This window comes from Streptomyces sp. NPDC001858, from assembly GCF_053594615.1.
On record NZ_JBSFEV010000027.1, the window covers coordinates 69,532 to 88,913 of the forward strand.

Consider the following 19,382-nt stretch of genomic DNA (forward strand, 5'->3'; position numbering starts at 1 on the left):
CTGGACCACCGGTCAAGAGGTCTGGACCAGTCCCGTCGCTAAACCTCCGGATCAGCTCCGGATCCCCAACTCCTGTGCCAATACCGCCGCTTGGACCCGGCTGCGCAACTCCAGCTTTCCCAGCAGCCGGCTCACATGCGTCTTCACCGTCGCCTCCGCCATGTCCAGCCGCTCGGCGATCCCCGCGTTGGACAGCCCCTCGCCGAGACAGGCCAGCACCTGGCGCTCGCGCCGGGTGAGCGAGTCGAGGACGGCCCGGTCGGCGGCCGGCGCCCGGACCGGCTTCGCGGCGAACTCGGCGATCAGACGGCGCGTCACGGCCGGGGCGATCAGCCCCTCCCCGCCCGCCACGGTACGGATCGCCGCGAGCAACTCCCGCGCCTCCGTGTTCTTCAGCAGGAACCCGGCCGCACCCGCCCGCAGCGCCCCGAACACATACTCGTCGAGGTCGAAGGTGGTCAGCACCAGGACGTCCGCGAGGCCCTCGTCGACGATCGTCCGGGTCGCCGACACCCCGTCGAGACGGGGCATCTGAATGTCCATCAGCACCAGATCCGGCCTCGACTCCCGGGCCAGCGCCACCGCCTGCTCCCCGTCCGCCGCCTCCCCGACGACCTCGATGTCGGGCGCGCTGCCCAGGATCAGCACCAGTCCGGCGCGCACGGCGGACTGGTCCTCGGCGACCAGCACTCGGATCACGTCAGTCCTCCTCGGAAGCTTTCCCCGGACGAGGGTTCGGTCAGCGGCAGCGCGGCGCGCACGGTCCACGCCTCGCCCTCGGGCCCGGCCGTGAAGGCGCCGCCCAGCAGCGCCGCGCGCTCGCGCATCCCGACCAGACCGGCCCCGGAGCCGGGGGCGCGCGGCCCGTCCCGGCGGCCGTACGGGCTGCTCACCCGTACTTCGAGCACGCCGTCGCGCCGGGCCAGGCACACCGTGACCCGGCCGGGGCAGGCGTGTTTGAGGGCGTTGGTCAGCGACTCCTGCACGATCCGGTACGCGGCGAGCCCGACGGGCGTCGGCACCGGACCGTGCCCGTCGTCGGTCCCGTCGCCCGGTCCGCCGTTCACCCCGTCCTCCAGTCCGACGTCGAGGCCGTTGGCGCGGGCGCCGTCGACCAGCGCGGCGAGGCCGTCCAGGGTCGGGGTCGCGGCGGGCTCCCGGTCCCCGCCGCCGTCGCGCAGGATCCCGATCAGCCGCCGCATCTCCGCGAGCCCCTCGACGCTGTTCTCCCGGATGGTCTTCAGCGCCTCCCGGGAGGTCGCCGGCTCGTCGATGGACAGCGCGGCCGTGGAGTGGATGGCGATCGCGGACAGATGGTTGGCGACCATGTCGTGCAGCTCCCGCGCCATCCGCGCCCGTTCGGACGTCACCGCCTGGGCGCGGTCCATCTCGGCGAGCAGCGCCGTCTGTTCGGCGCGCAGCCGGGCCGCCTCGGCGGCGTCGCGGTGGTTGCGCACGATCCAGCCGGTGGCGGCGGGCCCGTACGCGACGACGCCGACCACCACGCCGATCAGCAGCGCCTCGGGCTCGCGCCACACCGCGAACGGCACCACCGTCCCGGCGACCGCGAGCAGGCCGGTGATCCACTGGAGGCGCCGGGCCGAGGCGAGCGGGCCGTACAGGACGGCCGCGTACATCACGTCGGTGAACATCAGGACGGTGGCCAGGCTGCCCTGGGTCAGCACGTCCGCACTCACCGCGATCGTCCCGGTCAGCAGGGCCGTGCGCGGGGCCGTCCGGCGCAGCAGCTCGCAGCCGGACATCACGACGAGCGGCACCAGCACCGGCCAGGGGCCGTCGAACAGCGTGATCGGATCCTTCGCCGGCCGGGTGCTCAGGCCGATGGCCGCCAGCAGCAGCCCGCCGAGCAGTCCGCCGACGGCGATGTACACGTCGAAGCGGTGCGGGCGGGGCAGACGGCGCAGGCGGCGCAGCTCTCGGACGGCCATGTCCTCCATCCAACACGCCCCGCGCCCCCGCCGCCTGCGCCCCGCGGACGGTCCCCGACTGCATCTTTCGATGTACCGCGAGTTCGTCGGCGGCGACGACGAAACCGCCGGACCGCGACGGGAGCCTGGGAGGTGAGCGAGAGGAGCGAACCGTGATCGTCGGACTGATCATCGCCTGCGAGGTGGCCTTCTGGGTGCTGCTGGCCGCCGGACTGGCCTTCCGGTACGTGTTCCGGATGCCGCGGCTGGGCCTGGCCCTGCTGCTGTGCGAGCCGCTGCTGGAGGTCGTGCTGTTCGCCGTGACCGCGATCGACCTCAAGAACGGGGCCGAGCCGGACTGGCGGCACGGCCTGGCCGCCGTCTACATCGGCTTCACCGTGGGCCTCGGCCACTCCACCGTCAAGTGGGCCGACGCCCGGGTCGCCCACCGCTTCGCGGGCGGCCCGCCGCCGGTACGGCCGCCCAAGTACGGCATGGCGCGCGCCGTCCACGAGTGGAAGGTCGCGGGCCGCTGGGTCACCGCCGCGCTGGTCGCCATGGCCCTGCTCCAGGCCGCCGTCTGGTACGTCGGCGGCGACGGCGACATCGGCTCGCTGCGGATCTGGCAGCAGCGGATGCTGTGGGTGATCGGCATCAACCTCGTCATCGCCGGCAGCTACACCCTCTTCCCCAAGGAGCGCCCCAAGGAGGAGGCCACCTCGGAGCAGGAACAGGCCAACCTCCGCTAGCGTTCGCCGCCCGGTACCCACAGGACGTCGCCGGTCGTCCTGTTGGCGGTGCGGGCCAGGATGAAGAGCAGGTCCGAGAGGCGGTTGAGGTAGGTCGCGGTGAGCGGGTTCATCCGCTCGCCGTGCGCCTCCAGGGCCGCCCAGGTGGAACGCTCGGCCCGGCGGACGACCGTGCAGGCCTGGTGGAGCAGGGCCGCACCCGGGGTGCCGCCGGGCAGGATGAAGGACCGCAGCTTCTCCAACTGCTCGTTGAAGTGGTCGCAGTCCGCCTCCAACCGGTCGATATAGAACTGTTCCACCCTCAGGGGCGGGAACTCCGGGTTCTCCACCACCGGCGTCGACAGGTCCGCGCCCACGTCGAACAGGTCGTTCTGGACGCGGGTGAGGACCTTGCCGAGCTCCTCGTCGAGCCCGCCCAGCGCCAGCGCCGTCCCGATGGCCGCGTTCGCCTCGTTGGCGTCGGCGTAGGCGGCGATCCGCAGATCGGTCTTGGCGACCCTGCTCATGTCGCCGAGAGCGGTCGTGCCCTGGTCGCCGGTCCGGGTGTAGATACGCGTCAGATTGACCATGCGGCCAATCTAGACCGTCCGAGCGGCCCCACCAATCGGTGGGAACAGGCTTGAATCGGACAGGAATTGACGACGTGACCGGCGTCTCACCCGCTGAGACGTGAAACGCGTTACTAACCGGTCACACAGCGCCTCCCGACCGCTAATCTCCCGCCAACGGACAGGCAGCCGGTCGGGCGACCGGAGCGGCTGCGCCGGATGGTTGACGCCGGTGACATCGGACGCGTGAGCGGGCAGGGCTTCTACAGGCATCGAAACCGCACAGGCCACACGGGCCTCACTCCTGCGGGTGAATTCGGTATCGGTTCGCTCACAGACGGCAACCTATGACCGCTTCGTGCAGTCAGAGGATGCAACACCGGACACCACACCGCGGAGCACGAGACGCACGCTTAGGGGAGCGCTATGTACATCAGGGGCGACCACGTCGAGCTGGTCGTCGGGGGCCGTCTCGACGTCCGCAGCGCGGCGGACGCCCGTACGGTCCTCCACACGGCCGTCGACGACGGCGTCGGCGACCTGGTGCTCGATCTGTCCGAGTTGGACTCATGGGACGCCACCGGTCTCGGCGTCATCATGGGCGTCCACCGGCGGGCCGGCCGCTGCGGCCGACGGCTGGTGCTGCGCGGCGTTCCTCCGCAGATGCAACGCCTGCTGGTGGCCACCCGGCTGCACCGGATCCTCGCGATCGAGGGCGGCATCGGAGTGGAGTCCCTGCCCCGGGTGTGACCCCGCACCAGGCGTGGCCTGCGGCGGAAAACGTGCGACGGGCGCAATCCTCACGAGACTGTGACGCTTCGGGCGGCGCGGCACCCCGGGCTGTCGTAGATACTGTGCGAAGGTTTACGGTTCGTCTGCCCGCCGCCCTCAGCCCTCGAGCGGGCACCGGACCAGACGCGACAGCGCAGTGTGCAGCAAGGCCGGGAGGGGCACCGCCACACGACGCTTTTGGGGGGCTTGAACCATGGACCCGAACACCCCGGGGCCCGAGGAGTACGGCCGTGAAGATGGGGGCACCTCCCGCTCGAGCGAATTCGAGAGTGGGGGAGGCGGTACGCCGCGTCCGCGCCCGTCCAGGGACCCCCTGACGCCCGACTTCGGCCAGCACACCCCGGCCCAGGCCCGCACGGTACGGCTCGTCGTCGGCGAACACCTGCTCACGGTCAACCCGGTCGACGGCAGCGAGATAGAACTCTGCCCGCCCACCCACCGCGTCGAGCGGCCCGCCAAGCGCACCGCCGAGCAGCGGGCCGAGGCCGAGCGCGCCGCCCGGCCGCCCGCCCCCGCCGGACCCGCCCGCCCCACGCAGCCGCTCCACGGCCGCCAGGACGAACGCGAACAACTGGTCCGGCTGCTCGCCCGCGGCCGCTCCGTCCGGCTCATCGGGGCCCCCGGCTCCGGCCGCACCAGCCTCCTCGACCTGGTCGCCGAGGACTGCGAGGACCTCGCCCCCGAGGGCGTCGTCCGCCTCAGCGGCCTCGGCCGCACCGGCACCGACCTGCTGCACGACCTCTTCCACGCCGTCTTCGACGCCCCCCTCTACCGCCCGGACGACGACGACCTGCGCGCCCTCGTCCGCGAGATCGGCGCGGTCGTCGTCATCGACGACCTCGACCTCGGCGGCGCCGCCCTCGACGAACTGCTCGACGCGACGCCCGAGTGCGCCTTCCTGCTCGGCGCGACCCCGGACGCTCCGCTGCCCACCGCGGACTCCGCCGTCGAGGAGGTCGTCCTCACCGGCCTCGACCGCGCGGGCGGCGTTGAGGTGATCGAGCACGCCGTCGGCCGCGTCCTCACCGAGGAGGAGGCCAACTGGGCCGGCGACCTCTGGTTCGAGTCCGAGGGCCTGCCGCTCCGGTTCGTCCAGGCAGGCGCCCTGCTCTCGCAGCGCGACCGGCTCCGCGCCGGCGCCGACGCGGTCGACGCGTACGGCGTCTTCGAGGACGCCCGGCCCTTCGTCGCACCCGCCGACGCCCTCGGGGCCGGCGAGGCCGAGGAGATACCCCTGCCCTCGCTCGGCGAGGCCGCCGCGCCCGCCCCGCTGCTCGCCGCCCGGCTCAGCGCCGTCGCCCGCGCCGCCCTGCGCTTCGCCGTCGCCCTCGGCGGCGAGCTCCCGCACCAGGCCCACCTGCCCGCCCTGGTCGGCGACACCCACGCCGACGCGGCCCTCGGCGAACTGACCGCCTGCGGACTCGTCTCCCCGGTCGGCACCCGCTACCGGCTCGCCGCGGGCGTCCAGACCCAGCTGGAGGCCGCCGGATACGCCGACGACCGCGCCGCCCGCGCCCACACCGCCGCCCAGCACTACGCCTGGTGGGCCGGACACCCCTCGGTCACCCCCGAGCGGGTCTGCGCCGAGGCCGACGCCGTCCTCGCCGCCCTCACCGCGGTCGTCCCCGCCACGACCCGGCCCGACGAGGGCGAGGAGGCCACCCCCGTCCAGCTCGCCCGCACCGCCGCGCCCGCCTTCGCCGCCGGCCTGCACTGGAGCGCCTGGGAGAGCAGCCTGCACGAGGGCGCCGAGGCCGCCCGGCTGGCCGGCGAGTCCGCCGACCGCGCCTACTTCCACCACGAGCTCGGCGTCCTCGCCCTGTGCGTCGGCGAACTCGACCGGGCCCGCTCGGAACTCGAAGCCTCCCTCGCCCTGCGCTCCACCATCGCCGACAAGCGCGGCACCATCGCCGGCCGCCGCGCCCTCGCCCTGGTCACCGACCGCTCCGGCGACATACCCGGCCCGGCCGCCGCGGCGACCGCCGGCGAGGAGGTGCCCGACGCCCGCCAGGAGGAGTCGGCGTCCCCGCCCCGCGGCATCCAGGCCGCGCTCGCGACCTACCCGCCGGACGCCGAGACCGTCGTCCACCGCTCCGCGGGCCCGTCGACGCCCGCCAAGCACAGCCGGGGCGGGCTGAAGAACCTGGCCAAGCGCAATCTCGTCGCGGCCGGCGCGGGCGCCCTGCTCGTCGCCGTCCTCGGCACGGTGGTGGGGCTCGGCGCGACCTCCAACAACGACGCCAACGACCCGTCCAACCAGGTCAGCGTCAACCCGTCCGCCAGCACCGGCCTGGACGACGGCAGCCTGGACTCCGACACTCCGAGCGACGACACCGGCTCCTCCGGCGACACCGGCACGGCCACCAGCAGACCGACGGACCCGGGCCCGGACGGCACGATGGGGACGTCGGACGACCCGACGCCGCCGCGGGAGACGGAGCCGACGTCGGGCACGACCAGCTCGCACGGGTCGGGCAGCGACGACCCGTCCGACTCGCCGAAGCCGTCGCCGACGGGGTCGAGTTCCGGGTCGCCGTCCGCGTCCGCGTCCCCGTCCGACTCCGGAACGGGCTCGGCGTCGCCCTCGCCGTCCGCGTCCTCCTCGGACAGCCCGCCGCCGACCGGCAACACCAGCCCGCCCACGTCGAACTCGGCCAGCAGCTCGATCTCGTCGTCGCCCGCAAGCTCGATCAGCTCCCCCGAGAGCAGTGCCTCGCCGGATCAGGTGATCTGAGCGGCTCCGGGCAGTGCGAAGGGCCGGGCTCCCGTCGGGGGAGCCCGGCCCTCAGCGTCGTAGAACCCTTGCTCAGAACAGTCGCAGCTTGTCGTCCTCGATGCCGCGCATCGCGTTGTAGTCCAGGACCTGGCAGCCGATGCCGCGGTCCGTGGCCAGCACACGGGCCTGCGGCTTGATCTCCTGGGCCGCGAACACACCGCGGACCGGGGCGAGATGCGGGTCGCGGTTCAGCAGCTCCAGATAGCGGGTGAGTTGCTCGACGCCGTCGATCTCGCCGCGCCGCTTGATCTCCACCGCGACGGTCTGACCCTCCGCGTCCCGGCACAGGATGTCCACCGGGCCGATGGCGGTCATGTACTCGCGGCGGATGAGGGTGTAGCCCTCGCCGAGGGTCTCGATGCGGTCCGCGAGGAGCTCCTGGAGGTGCGCTTCCACGCCGTCCTTGATCAGGCCCGGATCGACGCCCAGTTCGTGCGACGAGTCGTGGAGGATCTCCTCCATCGTGATGATGAGCTTCTCGCCGCCTTTGTTGACGACGGTCCAGACGCCTTCTTCGTCGCCCGTGCCCTCCTTCAGCGTGCAGGGCGGCGACATCCAGTTGAGGGGCTTGTAGGCCCGGTCGTCCGCATGGATCGAGACGCTGCCGTCCGCCTTCACCAGGATGAGACGGGGGGCGGACGGGAGGTGGGCGGTGAGCCGGCCGGCGTAGTCGACGGAGCACCGGGCGATGACGAGACGCATGAGGCGCAACGCTATCCGACCCACAACTGCGTACGCGACGCGCCCGCCCGTCACCCGCCACCACCCTCAACCGAGGCCCCTTCGGGCCCACCCCTTTTGATCCGGAAAAAGATCGTTCGACAGTGGCCGATTGTGTGCCACATAGGGGTTCCCTATGTGCCCATTCTCCTGGTGCGGTCACGGTCCGTTGCCTACCGTAGTGAACGGGAGGTCGCGATGCGTGTACTCAGCGTGTGCGGTGTTTCGGCATGCGGACTCCCATTCCCTGTCCGGCAACCCCTGTTGTTCCGGGGGTGCGAGAGGAGTACCCATGTCGCTCGACGTCTCACCGGCGCTACTCGAACAGGCCGAGCGAGGCGAGGTCGACGAAGCAGAATTCGTCGACTGCGTCCGGACCTCCCTGCCCTATGCATGGGAGATGGTCAGCTCCCTGGTGGCCCAGCTGAAGGTGGACGGCGGAGACTTCGCCGACAACCAGACGCCCCCGCCGGACGAGCAGGCGCGCGGCCAGTTGCTGCGTGCGCTCGCGAGTGACGCGATACGCGGCGCGCTGCAGCGGCACTTCGGTGTGCGGCTGGCCTTCCAGAACTGCCACCGGGTGGCGGTGTTCCCGTTGGACTCGGCTGTCGACGAGAAGCTCACCCGGTTCACCTCGCTCCGCAGTCAGGTACTGAACCAGTCCCCGGAATTCCGGGACTGCTGAGGTACCCGTGTGAACCTGTTGCTTGCCGCTCCTGACGCGGGAGGTGCCATCAGTACGGGAGCGGCAAGCAGCGCGGCCGGCTGGGTCGCTCACCCGAGGTGGGGGAGCACCTCAGCGCCCAGCCGCCGTACGTTCTCCTCCGTGGCCGCCAGGTCGCCGGAGCCCTCGACGAGCAGGGCGAAACGCGAGATGCCCGTCCGCTCGCTGGTCGCCGCGAGGCGGTCGACGCACAGCCGCGGGGTGCCCACCGGGTGCAGCCCGCAGAGCAGTTCGGTGTACGCCACCGGGTCCCGCATCCCGCGGGCCCGGCCGTCGACCGTGACATGGGCGTCGAGCCCCTGCCGCAGCCAGCCGGGCATCGCCTTCACCAGCGTCTCCACCGCGTCCGTGCGCCGGTCCGCGATCTGGCAGACGCCCGCCGAGACATGCGCCACACCCCGGATCTCGTCCCCGGACCGCCCGGCGGCGCGTGCGTACTGCCGCCACAGGGCGACCATCTCGGCCTTCTCCTCGTCCCCCACGTGCATGCCGAGGAGCATCGGCAGCCCGCGCTCGGCGGCCAGCCGCACGCTCGCCGGCGAGGTGCAGGCGACGACGACCTCCGGCCCGGCGACGTCCGTCAACGCCTCCGACGGCCTGGGGACGACGGCGACTTCACGGAACCGGAACCGCTCGCCGTCGGCCCCCACGGAGGGCTCGCGCAGCCAGCGCACCAGCAGATCGAGTGATTCCGGGAACCCCTGCTCGTACGCCTCCAGACCCGAGCCGAACACCTCCAGATCGACCCACGGTCCGCCGCGCCCCACGCCCAGCGAGAAGCGGCCGCCGCTCGTCAGGTGCAGCAGCGCGGCCTGTTCACCGAGGGCGACGGGATGGACGGTCGGCAGCACGCTGACCGCCGTGCCGACCCGGATACGGCGGGTGCGGCCCAGCAGCAGCGCGGCGAGCGTGACCGCCGACGGGCATGTGCCGTACGGCACGAAGTGGTGCTCGGCCAGCCAGACCGAGTCGAGACCCGCCTCCTCGGCCACCTCGGCCGAGCGGACCGCACGGTGCAGCGCCTCGCCCTGACCCTGGCCGGGAAACTGGGCTCCCAACACGAAACTTCCAACGCGCATGGACTTTCCTGCTTCCTTGGCTCCGACACGGAGCTCCCCCACCCGGCATAACCGTCTGACACGTGCCGAGGACACGGCCTGGCGAAGAGATTTGCGGATTGTCTGCAGAATGCGACGGCCGGGAGGGGGACTTGTGAGGATCGCTGCCCTTCGGGTACCCGCGTTCACGCCGCGTAGGCTGGATGGCAACCCTGCTTCCTGTATAGCCCCGTGAGGTGTCCTGTGTCCCCGCGTCGCAACCGACCCAAGGGTGAGGGCTCGTCCGGCCAGAGTGCCGAGGACGACCGCACGAGCCGCTACGGCGGCTGGCAGTCGGCGGAGAACTGGCACGGCGAGCAGTGGAGCGTACGGCATGTGGCCGGGGCGAGCGCGCAGGGCAAGGCGTACCGGTGCCCCGGCTGCGACCAGCTGATCCCCGACGGCGTCCCGCACGTCGTCGCCTGGCCCGAGCACGCGGGCGTCGACGACCGCCGGCACTGGCACAAGGCGTGCTGGAACGCACGGGACCGCCGCACCCCAGGGGTGCGGCGGTCCCGAAACGCGCCGAAGTTCTAGCCGAAGTTCTAGACGTCCCGCTTCTCCAGCAGGGCGAAGGCGGCGCCGAGGACGGCGGTCGTCAGGCCCAGCGCGATCCACAGCGGGTCCCAGCCGCTCGGACCGCTGTCGCTGAGCGAGGACGAGTAGAAGATGCTCAGCTGGTTCGGGATCGAGTACTCGAACAGGGCCTGCTGAAGGTCCGCCAGCGAGGACGAGAACATGAAGATCGCGATGACCAGCGGGGCCAGCAGAACGCCGATCATGATGGTGATGGCGCCCGCCGAGTGCCGGATGATCGAGCCGACGGCCAGCGAGAGCAGTCCGAGCAGCGCCATGTAGAAGGAGACGCCGAAGGTGGCCTTGAGCCATTCCTCGCCGGTCGGCTGCCGGGCGTCGCCCAGCATGCTCACGTGCATCAGGGCGATGAAGCCCGAGGACGCGAGCGTCACGACGAACGCGACGGCGAAGAACACGATCGCCTTCGCCACGAGGACCCGGCTGCGGGACGGGCAGGCCACCATGGTCGTCCGGATCATGCCGGTGCCGTACTCCGAGGCCGTGGTCAGCACGCCGAGCGTGATGATGCACATGCTGCCCAGCAGCACCCCGAAGAAGCCGAACGACAGTGCCGTCTCGCCGGCGAGGTCGGCCTCGGTGGCGTTCGCGGAGACGATCGCCCCGGCCAGCAGTCCGATGCCGACGACGAGCAGCACGAACACGCCCAGCGTCCACATCGTGGAGCGCACCGACCGGATCTTCGTCCACTCCGAGGCGACGGCGTGCCCGAGGTGCGTGCGCACGATCGGGATCGGCGAGGTGTAGCCCGGCCCGGGCACGGGTCCGGCGTACGAGGGGCCGGGCGCCCCCTGCCAGGCGGGCGCGGCCTGCGGCGACGGATGCTGCGGGGTGCTCATCGGGCGTCCTCGGACTTGGTCGTGGCGTCGGGTGCGGTGACGGGCGCGGACACGGCCGACGCCTTGTCCAGCGAGGGGGCCGCCGCGGGAGCCGCAGCGGCGGGCTGCGCCGGGGCGGCCGGCGCGGCAGTGGCCGCCTGCGCCTGACTCTGCGGCGCGGCGGGAGCGGCGGGTGCCGGGCTCGCGGGCGCGGCGGGTGCGGCCGGGGCGGCAGCAGCGGCTGCCGGGGCCGGGGCCGGTACCTGGCTCGCGGGCGCGGCGGCGGGCTGCGCCGGGGTGGCCGGCTGGGCGATGGCCGCCTGCGCCTGGTGCTGCGGCGCGGCCGGAGGGACCGGGGCGGCAGCAGTGGGTGCCGGGGCCGGCGCCGGGCTTGCCGGCTGGGCCGGGGGCTGGGCGTAGGGGTTGGCGATGTTCGGGCTCGGGGTTGCCGCGGGGGCGCCCGGGGCGCCGTAGGCGCCGTAGGAGGCGGCCGGGGGTGTCTGGGCGGGCTGAGGCGGTGCGTAGCCCTGGTGCTGCGGGGGCGGCGGGGCGTACCAGCCGGGCTGGCCCTGGCCCGGCACGGGCATCGGCATCGGCGGCTGCGCGCCCGGCGGCAGCTGCTGCTGGAGCCCGGCCTTCTGGTCGATGGTGGACCGGTAGTCCACCGCGCCCTGCGTCATCCGCATGTACGCCTCCTCCAGCGAGGCCTGGTGCGGCGACAGCTCCCACAGGCGGACGTCGGCGTCGTGCGCGATGTCGCTGATGCGGGGGAGGGCGATCCCCGTCACGCGCAGGGCGCCGTCCTGCTCGGGCAGGACGTGGCCGCCCGCTTCGGCGAGCGCGGAGGCCAGCTTCTCGCGCTGCTGCGGCTCGGTGTGCGGGATGCGTACGCGCGCGAAGTCGGCGGAGTTGGCCGAGATGAAGTCCCTGACGCTCATGTCGGAGAGCAGCTGTCCGCGGCCGATGACGATCAGATGGTCGGCCGTCAGCGCCATCTCGCTCATGAGGTGCGAGGAGACGAAGACCGTACGGCCCTCCGCCGCGAGCGACTTCATCAGGTTGCGCACCCACAGGATGCCCTCGGGGTCGAGGCCGTTGACCGGCTCGTCGAAGAGCAGCACCTGGGGGTCGCCGAGCAGCGCCGCCGCGATGCCGAGCCGCTGGCCCATGCCGAGCGAGAAGCCCTTGGAGCGCTTGCGGGCCACGTCCTGGAGGCCGACGACGCCGAGCACCTCGTCGACCCGCCGGTCCGGGATGCCGGACAACTGGGCCAGGCACAGCAGGTGGTTGCGGGCGTGCCGGCCGCCGTGCACGGCCTTCGCGTCGAGCAGTGCCCCCACCTGGCGGGCCGCGTTCGGCAGTCGGCGGTACGGGTAGCCGCCGATCGTCACCGATCCCGCGGTGGGGTTGTCCAGGCCCAGGATCATCCGCATGGTCGTCGACTTGCCCGAGCCGTTCGGCCCGAGGAAGCCGGTGACGGCGCCGGGCCGCACCTGGAAGGAAAGGTTGTACACAGCGGTCTTGTCGCCGTACCGCTTGGTCAGGCCGACAGCCTCGATCATGCTCCGCACCCATCGAAAGGTTCAGGACAGCAGGGCACACGCCCCCGTAAGGATTAGGAGACTATCCGGGCGCTGACGGTTCCGCTCAAAAGAAAGCAAAGGCGAAAGCGTTACGCGTCGCGTTTCTGCAGCAGGAGGTAGCCGCCGGCGAGCGCGGCGACCACCCACAGCGCCATGATCGCCAGCCCGCCCCACGGTCCGTACGGGGTGTCGTCGTCGATCGGCGTGACCACCTGCATGATCTTGCTGCCGGCCTGGTCGGGCAGATACCGGCCGATCTTCTTCGTCGCGGGGACGTTCCCGAGGATGTTGGAGATGAGGAAGAAGAACGGCATCAGGATGCCGAGCGACAGCATCGGCGAGCGCAGCATCGTGGCCACGCCCATCGAGAACACCGCGATCAGGGTCATGTAGACGCCACCGCCGATGACCGCGCGCAGGACTCCGCTGTCGCCGATCGACGCCTTGTGGGAGCCGAGCACCGCCTGTCCCAGGAAGAACGTGACGAAGCTGGTGACGAGTCCGACGGCGAGACAGAGCCCGGCGGCCACCGTGATCTTGCTGAACAGGAACGTGCCGCGCTGCGGAACGGCGGCCAGCGAGGTGCGGATCATGCCGGTGCTGTACTCGTTCGAGACCACCAGCACACCGAACACGATCATCGCGAGCTGTCCGAGGCTCATCCCGGCGAAGCTGATGAACGTGGGGTCGAAGGACAGCCGGTCGTCGCGGCTCAGGTTGTCGAACTCGTTCTTCGACAGCGCGGAGATCAGCATGCCGAGGGCGACGGTGACCACCACGGCCAGGGAGAGCGTCCACACCGTGGACGCCACCGACCGGATCTTGGTCCACTCGGACCGGATGACCTGGGTCGTCGCCATCACCGGCTCCTCGTCCAGTCGTCGCCCCACCGCTCATCGGCGGGCGGGTCCGTATGGGCGTGGTACTCCACCGACTCCGCGGTCAGCTGCATGAACGCCTCCTCCAGGGAGGCCTGCTGGGGGCTGAGCTCGTGCAGCACGATCTGGTGCTGTGCGGCCAGCTCGCCGATGCGCTCGGCCTTGCCGCCGTCCACCTCCAGTACCCCGCTGCCGCTCTCCACGACGGTCACCCCGGCGCCGTGCAGCACATCGAGCAGACGCTCCCGCTGCGGGGTGCGGATACGGACGTAACTGCGCGAGTTCTGCTCGATGAAGTCGGCCATCGAGGTGTCGGCGAGCAGCCGGCCCTGGCCGATGACGACGAGATGGTCGGCGGTCAGTGCCATCTCGCTCATGAGATGGGAGGAGACGAACACCGTCCGCCCCTGCGCGGCCAGCGATTTCATCAGGTTGCGGATCCAGTGGATGCCCTCGGGGTCGAGGCCGTTCACCGGCTCGTCGAACATCAGGATCCGGGGGTCGCCGAGCAGTGCGCCCGCGATGCCGAGCCGCTGCCCCATGCCGAGCGAGAACCCCTTGGCCTTCTTCCTCGCCACGGCGGTGAGCCCGACGGTGTCGAGCACCTCGTGCACCCGGCTCCTCGGGATGCCGTTGCTCTGCGCCAGACACAGCAGATGGTTGAAGGCGCTGCGCCCGCCGTGCATGGCCTTGGCGTCGAGCAGGGCGCCGATGTACGTGAAGGGGTCCTTGAGCCGGTCGTAGTGCTGCCCGTCGATGCGGACGTCTCCGGCGGTGGGCCGGTCGAGGCCCAGCATCATCCGCATCGTGGTGGACTTGCCCGCGCCGTTGGGACCGAGGAAGCCCGTGACGATACCCGGTCTGACGGTGAAGGTGAGGTTGTTCACCGCCATTTTCTCGCCGTACCGCTTCGTCAGGCCGTCCAGCTCGATCATGCCGACACGCTAGTGCGCGGCGAAGCCCTCTGCCACCGCAGTGACCGAGGGCTTCGTCGATGTTCAGTCGCTGTACCGCCGGGCGTTACCGGGACTGCTGGGCCGGAACCCCACGGGAGATCGGCTCGTCGTCCGTGGACGGAGTGCCGGCCGCGGCGACCGCGGCGCCGGTCAGCGTGGCGAGCATCTCGCGGACGTTCGTCAGCTGGGCGTTGATGCTGTCGCGACGGTTGGTGAGGGCCGCCAGCTCGCGCTCGGATTCCGAACGGATCCGGTCCGCCTTGGCATTGGCGTCGGCGACGATGTCCTCGGCCTGACGCTGAGCGGTCTCCACCGTCTGACGGGCGCGACGCTCCGCGTCCGTGCGCAGCTTCTCGGCCTCCAGCCGCAGCTGCTCCGCGCGGTGCTCGATCTCCGCGAGACGCTTCTCCGCCTTCTGCTGACGCGACGCCAGGTCGCGCTCCGACTGCTCGCGGCGCTTGGCGAGGTTGGTCTCGAAGTCCGCGGCGGCCTGGGCGGCCTTGGCGCGGGTCTCCTCGAAGAGGGCGTCGGCCTCCTCACGCTTCGACTGCGCGTCCTTCTGCGCCTCGGAACGCAGCTGCGACGCGTCGCTCTTGGCCTTCTCGACGATCCGGACGCCCTCGTCCTCAGCCTTGGCCTTGCGCTCCGCAGCGAACGATTCTGCGTCGTTGCGAACCTGCTGGGCCGCCGACTCGGCGAGCTCGCGGTGCTGCTCGGCCGCCCGCCGGGCCTCCTCGCGCAGATCCTTGGCCTCTTCCTCGGCGAGGCGGAGGATCTTCTCGACACGCGCGCCGAGACCGGCGTACGACGGCTCGGCGTCGCTTACCTGGGCCTGGGCGTTCTGCGTTTCGAGGTGGAGCTCCTCGATGCGCTTTTCCAGAGCAGTGATACGGGCCAGAGCGCTGTCACGGTCGGAGACGAGCTTCGAGATGCGTTCGTCCACCTGAGCGCGGTCGTACCCACGCCGCACAAGCTCGAAGCCGTAGGGGGAAGTGTCGCTCATGGGGTTCCTGTCGAATGAGACCGGTGAGGTGATAGGTGGAATCCTAGGGGCCTGAGCGGTGTGTCATAGAGCGTATGCGTGTTTGATCTGGAGAATGACACCCCTTTCGGGTGGCTGACCGGCAGCGCTCTTGCCAAAGATTCGGTCAAAGACCCCAGACTTTAACGCAATTCACACATTCCGCTAGCCGTCCGAGGCCTTCCCACCCGATCGGGGCGAGCCGATCGTCATGCCCGCCTTGACGACCCCGTCCTTGCCGCCACCCGGTGCCTCGAAGGATTCCAGCGCCTCCAGCACGTCCTGAACCCGGGAGATCTCGGCGTTGATGTCCTCGCGCCGACGCACCAGGACCTCCAGTTCGCGCTTGCCCTCCTCGACCGTGCGCCGCGCCTCGCGGATCGCCTCGGCCTTGAGCTCCTCGGCCTCCCGCACCAGCGTCGACTTCTTCTGCTCGGCCTCCTTGAGCAGCCCCTCGGCTTTCTTCACGGCGGCGATACGGACCTTGCCCGCCTCGGAATTGGCGTCCGACACCAGCTCCTTCGCCTTCGCCTGAGCCTTGGCGAGCTGCTCCTCGGACGCCTTGATGAGCGCGTCGCAGCGGTCCCCCGTCGACTTCATGGTCTCGGAGGCCTCGCGGCGGGCCCGCTCGTGGAGCGACTCGATCTCGTTCGTGATGCGGTCGCGCAGCTCCTCGGCCCGCTCTCTTATGGCCGTCGCGTCCCGACGGGCGCCGACGAGCAGCTCGTCCGCGTCCGTACGCGCCTTCTCCACCCGGGAGTTGCCCTCGACGGTCGCCTCGGACACCAGCCGGTCCGCCTCGGTGCGGGCCGCGCCGACCATCGAGTCGGCCTGCGCCTCCGCGTCCGCGGTCGCCTGCTGTGCCTGGGTCTGCGCCTCGGTGAGCAGTTTGTCCGCCTCGGCCGCGGTCTCCGTGATGAGGGTGTCGACCTGCTCGGCCGCCTCGGAGCGCCGCTTGTTGGACTCCTTGCGGGCTTCGTCCAGCGTCGAGTCGGCCTCCTCGCGGGCCACGCTCATCAGCCGGTCCGCCTCCGCGGCCGCCTCCCGCTTGAAGCGCTCGGCCTCGGTCCGGACCCGCTCGGCGTGTGCCTGCGCGGAACCCACCGTCTCGGCGGCCTCGGCACGCAGCCGCTCCGCGTCCCCGGAGGCGTCCGTGATCAGCTTCTCCGCCTTGGCGACCGACTCGGCGCGCAGCCGCTCGGCCTCCGTGATCGTCTCCGACTGGAGCAGCTCGGCCTCGTTGCGCGCCTCGGTGATGAGGGTGTCGGCCTGCGTCGCCGCGTCCGAGCGGATGCGGTTGGCGTCGTCCCGGGCCTCGGCCCGGGTGCGCGACGCGTCCTGGTCGGCCTGCGCGACGGCGTCCGAGACCTCGGTGCGCACCCGCTGGGCGTGCGCGGACGCCTCCGAACGCAGCCGCTCCGCCTCTGCGATGGCCTCGCCGACGGTCCGCTCGGCCAGCTCCTGCGCGGCCTCGGAGGCCTCGCCCGCCTCGCGCCGGACCCGGCCCGCGTCCTCGGCGGCCCGCTCCCGCTCGGCGTAGGCGTCGGCGCGGACCCGGTCCGCCTCCTCCTGCGCCTCGCGCCGGGTACGGTCCGCCGCGTGCTCGGCGGCGGAGCGCAGCCCGATGATCTCGTCCTGGGCCTGCTCGTGCAGCCCGAGCACGGAGTCCCGCACCTGCTGGGCGTGCTGCTCGGCCGCCGACACCATCTCGACGGCCCGCCGGTCGGCCTCCTCGACCAGCCGGACGGCCTCGGTCTGCGCCTCCTCGACGCGTTTGCGCGCCGAGGCCAGCAGTTCCTCGCTCTGGTCGCGGGCCCGCTCGCGCTCCTGGTCGGCCTCCTGGCGGGCGGAACCGAGGAGATCCTCGGCCTCGCGCCGGCGCCGTACGGCCTCTTCCTGGGCGGCGGCCAGCGTCTCGGTCGCCTCGTCGGCCAGCCGCTCGGCGGCGGCCGCCGCCTCGGCGCGCAGCCGGTCGGCGGTGTCCTGCGCCTCGGACTTCAGCCGCTCCGCCTCGGCGATGGCATCGGAACGCAGCCGGACGGCGACGGCCTCGCCCTCGGCGCGCGAGGCGGACGCGTCGGCGGCGGCCTCGTTGCGCAGCCGGTCGGCCTCGGCGTCGGCCTGCTGCTGCAGGCCGCGGATCCGCTCCGCGGCCTCGCCGCGCAGCCGGTCGGTCTCCTCGGCGGCCTCGCGGCGGATCCGCGCGGCCTCCTCGCGGGCGTCGGTGAGCGCCTGCTCGGCGGAGGCGAACCGGGCCTCCGCGTCCGTGTGCAGCCGGGTCAGCTCCTCGGCGGCCTCCGCCTGCCGGGCGTCTATCCCGCGCTCGGTCTCCTCGCGCAGCTCGCGTGCCGCCTGCTCGGCGTTGGAGGTGATGGTCTCGGCGAGCTCCACCGCCTCCTCGCGGGAGCGCTCGGCCTCCGCGCGGGTGCGATCCAGGGTGTCCTCGGCCTGCCGGCGCAGCGTGGTGGCGCGCTCGATGGCCTCGGTGCGCACCTTCTCGCTGTCCGAGGTGGCCTTCGCGCGGAGCTCGTCCGCGTCGGCCCGCGCCTTGGACAGCAGCTCCTCGGCGGTCCTGGCCGCCTCCTCGATCTGCTGGACGGCCTCCTTGCGGGCCTCCGCGCGGATCTTCTCGCCCTCGGCCACCGCGTCGGCGCGCAGCTGCTCGGCCTCGCCGCGCAGCCGGCGCGCCTCCTCCTGCAGCTCGACCGTCTTGGCTCGGTACTCCTTGGTGTCGTCCTTCGCGGAGCCCTTGAGCTGCTCGGCGATGTCGTGCGCCTCGGCCCGCAGCCGGTCGGCCTCGTTCTCCGCCTCGCGACGGATCCGCTCGGCCTCCTCGGCGGCGGCCTTGGTGGTGTTCTGCGCGTCCTCCTGCGCCCGGTTGAGGACGTCCTCGGCGGTCTTGGCCGCCTTCGACAGCTGGGTCGCCGACTCCTCGGCGGTCAGCGTGCGGGCCCGCTCCGAGGCCTCGCCGACGATCTTCTCGGCCTCCGCGCGGGCGTCCGCGACGACCTGCTCGGCCGACTCCCTGGTGGCCTCGGCCTCCTTGGTGGCCTCGGTGACCAGGCGGGCGACCTGCTCCTTCGCGGTGCGGGTGCGCTGCTCGTTGGCCGACTCCGCGCCGGCGAGCGCCTTCTCGGCGGCGGCCTTCGCCTCGCTGAGCACCTTGTCCGCCTCGGCCTGCGCCTTGCGCAGCGCGTCGTCGGCCTCGGACATGCGCAGATCGGCGGCGCGGCTGAGCTCACCGGCCTGGCGGCGGGCCGCGTCGGACTCCGTGACGGTGGAGTTGCGCAGCTGCTCCGCGTGGTCGTTGGCCTCCTGCGCCTGGGTGGAGGCGGCGGTCAGCAGCCGGTCGGCGTCCGTGCGGGCCCGCAGCAGGAGCTGCTCGGCCTCGGCACGCGTCGCCTCGGCGTCGGCCTGGAGCCGCTGGCGGGCCTCCGTGGCGACCCGCTCGGCCTCGGCGCGGGCGGCGGCCAGGGACTGCTCGGCCTCGGCCCGCGACTCGTCGAGCAGCCGGCGCGCCTGGGCCTCGGTGCGGGCCCGCAGCTGCTCCGCCCACGCCACGTTCTCGTTGACGTGCGACTCGACGTTCTGCCGGCGTTCCGCCAGCTCCTGGTCGAGCTGCTGACGCCGGGCCACCGCCTCCTGGTGCAGCTCCGCCTGCAGCCGCGCCGCCTGCTCGGCGTGCTCCTGGAGGATGCGCTGTGTCTGCGCGCGGGTCTGGCTGAGCTCGCGCTCGGCGTCCTGCCGCAACTGGTCGGCCTGCATCTGCGCATTGCGCAGCATCTGCTCGGCCTGGTACCCGATGTCGCCGCCGTCGAAGGCGGGCCGGGACATGATGGTGCGGCGCGCCTCGTGCAACTTGGCGCGCAGCACCTCGACCTGGTAGCCGAGGTCCTCGGCATGCTGAATCGCCTTTTCCCGCTCGGTCTTCAGCCGCTTCATCTCGGCTTCGAACCGAGTCAGGTGGTCGACGTCAGCCGCCGGCTCCCGCTCCTGGCTCTCGTAGCCCCGCACTGCGCGGTCCCATCCGTCCCTGGTCGCAAGCTTCCCGAACGAGCTCCGTCCATCCGCCGAACGGGGCCCCCGGGGAATGGTGTCAGATCAACGACGGAGCATGGGCTGCTGCCCCGACGCTCGTCCCCCGAAACCCGGACCCCGGCTGCGTCCCGCCGCCGAACGGCAGGACCGGGCCGCCCCG

At 72.2% G+C, this 19,382-nt stretch carries 16 protein-coding genes; 5 read left to right on the forward strand and 11 right to left on the reverse strand.

Going from position 1 to position 19,382, the window contains the following annotated elements:
• Positions 1 to 51: 51 nt before the first annotated feature.
• Complete coding sequence (locus ACWCPF_RS30840; protein WP_451048374.1) at positions 52 to 699, reverse strand: response regulator; 648 nt, start codon at positions 697 to 699, stop codon at positions 52 to 54.
• On the reverse strand, positions 696 to 1,958 hold the full coding sequence (locus ACWCPF_RS30845) for a sensor histidine kinase (protein ID WP_451048375.1): 1,263 nt from the start codon (positions 1,956 to 1,958) through the stop codon (positions 696 to 698). The genes ACWCPF_RS30840 and ACWCPF_RS30845 overlap by 4 nt, the downstream gene beginning before the upstream one ends.
• A 143-nt stretch (positions 1,959 to 2,101) precedes the next feature.
• Between ACWCPF_RS30845 and ACWCPF_RS30850 the strand changes: the two genes are divergently transcribed.
• Positions 2,102 to 2,677: a hypothetical protein gene (locus tag ACWCPF_RS30850; protein ID WP_451048376.1), complete on the forward strand. Its 576-nt coding sequence runs from the start codon at positions 2,102 to 2,104 to the stop codon at positions 2,675 to 2,677.
• Here the strand turns inward: ACWCPF_RS30850 and ACWCPF_RS30855 are convergent.
• Positions 2,674 to 3,246, reverse strand: coding sequence for a cob(I)yrinic acid a,c-diamide adenosyltransferase (locus ACWCPF_RS30855; protein ID WP_451048377.1), 573 nt, complete (start codon positions 3,244 to 3,246; stop codon positions 2,674 to 2,676). The two genes, ACWCPF_RS30850 and ACWCPF_RS30855, sit on opposite strands and share 4 nt — an antisense overlap.
• Before the next feature lie 405 nt (positions 3,247 to 3,651).
• On the opposite strand from ACWCPF_RS30855, the gene ACWCPF_RS30860 reads away from it, so the two are divergent.
• Together ACWCPF_RS30860 and ACWCPF_RS30865 are read left to right on the forward strand one after the other, a co-directional pair.
• Complete coding sequence (locus ACWCPF_RS30860; protein WP_451048378.1) at positions 3,652 to 3,975, forward strand: STAS domain-containing protein; 324 nt, start codon at positions 3,652 to 3,654, stop codon at positions 3,973 to 3,975.
• A 235-nt stretch (positions 3,976 to 4,210) separates the two neighbouring features.
• Positions 4,211 to 6,751 (forward strand): ATP-binding protein, encoded by a 2,541-nt coding sequence (locus ACWCPF_RS30865; RefSeq protein WP_451048379.1) that lies wholly within the window; start codon positions 4,211 to 4,213, stop codon positions 6,749 to 6,751.
• A gap of 72 nt (positions 6,752 to 6,823) precedes the next feature.
• Here the strand turns inward: ACWCPF_RS30865 and nucS are convergent, their stop codons facing one another.
• A complete protein-coding gene (gene nucS, locus ACWCPF_RS30870) occupies positions 6,824 to 7,495 on the reverse strand; it encodes an endonuclease NucS (protein WP_327185120.1) in 672 nt (223 codons plus the stop codon).
• A gap of 310 nt (positions 7,496 to 7,805) precedes the next feature.
• Here nucS and ACWCPF_RS30875 point away from each other — a divergent pair, with 310 nt between their 5' ends.
• Complete coding sequence (locus ACWCPF_RS30875; RefSeq protein WP_358801301.1) at positions 7,806 to 8,198, forward strand: SCO5389 family protein; 393 nt, start codon at positions 7,806 to 7,808, stop codon at positions 8,196 to 8,198.
• Positions 8,199 to 8,287: 89 nt separating this feature from the next.
• On the opposite strand, the gene ACWCPF_RS30880 is transcribed toward ACWCPF_RS30875, so the two are convergent.
• Positions 8,288 to 9,316, reverse strand: coding sequence for an LLM class flavin-dependent oxidoreductase (locus ACWCPF_RS30880; protein ID WP_451048380.1), 1,029 nt, complete (start codon positions 9,314 to 9,316; stop codon positions 8,288 to 8,290).
• Positions 9,317 to 9,538: 222 nt separating this feature from the next.
• Between ACWCPF_RS30880 and ACWCPF_RS30885 the strand changes: the two genes are divergently transcribed.
• Positions 9,539 to 9,871 (forward strand): ATP/GTP-binding protein, encoded by a 333-nt coding sequence (locus tag ACWCPF_RS30885; protein ID WP_451048381.1) that lies wholly within the window; start codon positions 9,539 to 9,541, stop codon positions 9,869 to 9,871.
• An 8-nt stretch (positions 9,872 to 9,879) separates the two neighbouring features.
• Here ACWCPF_RS30885 and ACWCPF_RS30890 read toward each other — a convergent pair whose 3' ends face one another.
• From ACWCPF_RS30890 to scy, 6 genes are all read right to left on the reverse strand, one after another.
• Positions 9,880 to 10,767, reverse strand: coding sequence for an ABC transporter permease (locus tag ACWCPF_RS30890; protein WP_451048382.1), 888 nt, complete (start codon positions 10,765 to 10,767; stop codon positions 9,880 to 9,882).
• Complete coding sequence (locus ACWCPF_RS30895) at positions 10,764 to 12,308, reverse strand: ABC transporter ATP-binding protein (protein WP_451048383.1); 1,545 nt, start codon at positions 12,306 to 12,308, stop codon at positions 10,764 to 10,766. Before ACWCPF_RS30895 ends, ACWCPF_RS30890 begins: the two co-directional genes overlap by 4 nt.
• 110 nt (positions 12,309 to 12,418) lie before the next feature.
• A complete protein-coding gene (locus ACWCPF_RS30900) occupies positions 12,419 to 13,189 on the reverse strand; it encodes an ABC transporter permease (protein WP_451048384.1) in 771 nt (256 codons plus the stop codon).
• Positions 13,189 to 14,142, reverse strand: coding sequence for an ABC transporter ATP-binding protein (locus ACWCPF_RS30905; RefSeq protein ID WP_451048385.1), 954 nt, complete (start codon positions 14,140 to 14,142; stop codon positions 13,189 to 13,191). Before ACWCPF_RS30905 ends, ACWCPF_RS30900 begins: the two co-directional genes overlap by 1 nt.
• Before the next feature lie 85 nt (positions 14,143 to 14,227).
• Complete coding sequence (locus tag ACWCPF_RS30910; protein WP_079659495.1) at positions 14,228 to 15,166, reverse strand: coiled-coil domain-containing protein; 939 nt, start codon at positions 15,164 to 15,166, stop codon at positions 14,228 to 14,230.
• A gap of 183 nt (positions 15,167 to 15,349) precedes the next feature.
• Complete coding sequence (gene scy / locus ACWCPF_RS30915) at positions 15,350 to 19,198, reverse strand: polarized growth protein Scy (RefSeq protein ID WP_451048386.1); 3,849 nt, start codon at positions 19,196 to 19,198, stop codon at positions 15,350 to 15,352.
• Between the last annotated feature and the right edge of the window lie 184 nt (positions 19,199 to 19,382).

Excerpts from the sequence above, each read along its gene's own strand:
- ACWCPF_RS30855 (WP_451048377.1), bottom strand. The coding sequence starts at position 3,246 with ATGGTCAATCTGACGCGTATCTACACCCGGACCGGCGACCAGGGCACG.
- ACWCPF_RS30865 (WP_451048379.1), top strand. The coding sequence starts at position 4,211 with ATGGACCCGAACACCCCGGGGCCCGAGGAGTACGGCCGTGAAGATGGG.
- ACWCPF_RS30845 (WP_451048375.1), bottom strand. The coding sequence starts at position 1,958 with ATGGAGGACATGGCCGTCCGAGAGCTGCGCCGCCTGCGCCGTCTGCCC.
- ACWCPF_RS30910 (WP_079659495.1), bottom strand. The coding sequence starts at position 15,166 with ATGAGCGACACTTCCCCCTACGGCTTCGAGCTTGTGCGGCGTGGGTAC.
- ACWCPF_RS30895 (WP_451048383.1), bottom strand. The coding sequence starts at position 12,308 with ATGATCGAGGCTGTCGGCCTGACCAAGCGGTACGGCGACAAGACCGCT.
- ACWCPF_RS30880 (WP_451048380.1), bottom strand. The coding sequence starts at position 9,316 with ATGCGCGTTGGAAGTTTCGTGTTGGGAGCCCAGTTTCCCGGCCAGGGT.
- ACWCPF_RS30860 (WP_451048378.1), top strand. The coding sequence starts at position 3,652 with ATGTACATCAGGGGCGACCACGTCGAGCTGGTCGTCGGGGGCCGTCTC.
- ACWCPF_RS30875 (WP_358801301.1), top strand. The coding sequence starts at position 7,806 with ATGTCGCTCGACGTCTCACCGGCGCTACTCGAACAGGCCGAGCGAGGC.
- nucS (WP_327185120.1), bottom strand. The coding sequence starts at position 7,495 with ATGCGTCTCGTCATCGCCCGGTGCTCCGTCGACTACGCCGGCCGGCTC.
- ACWCPF_RS30905 (WP_451048385.1), bottom strand. The coding sequence starts at position 14,142 with ATGATCGAGCTGGACGGCCTGACGAAGCGGTACGGCGAGAAAATGGCG.
- ACWCPF_RS30900 (WP_451048384.1), bottom strand. The coding sequence starts at position 13,189 with ATGGCGACGACCCAGGTCATCCGGTCCGAGTGGACCAAGATCCGGTCG.
- ACWCPF_RS30890 (WP_451048382.1), bottom strand. The coding sequence starts at position 10,767 with ATGAGCACCCCGCAGCATCCGTCGCCGCAGGCCGCGCCCGCCTGGCAG.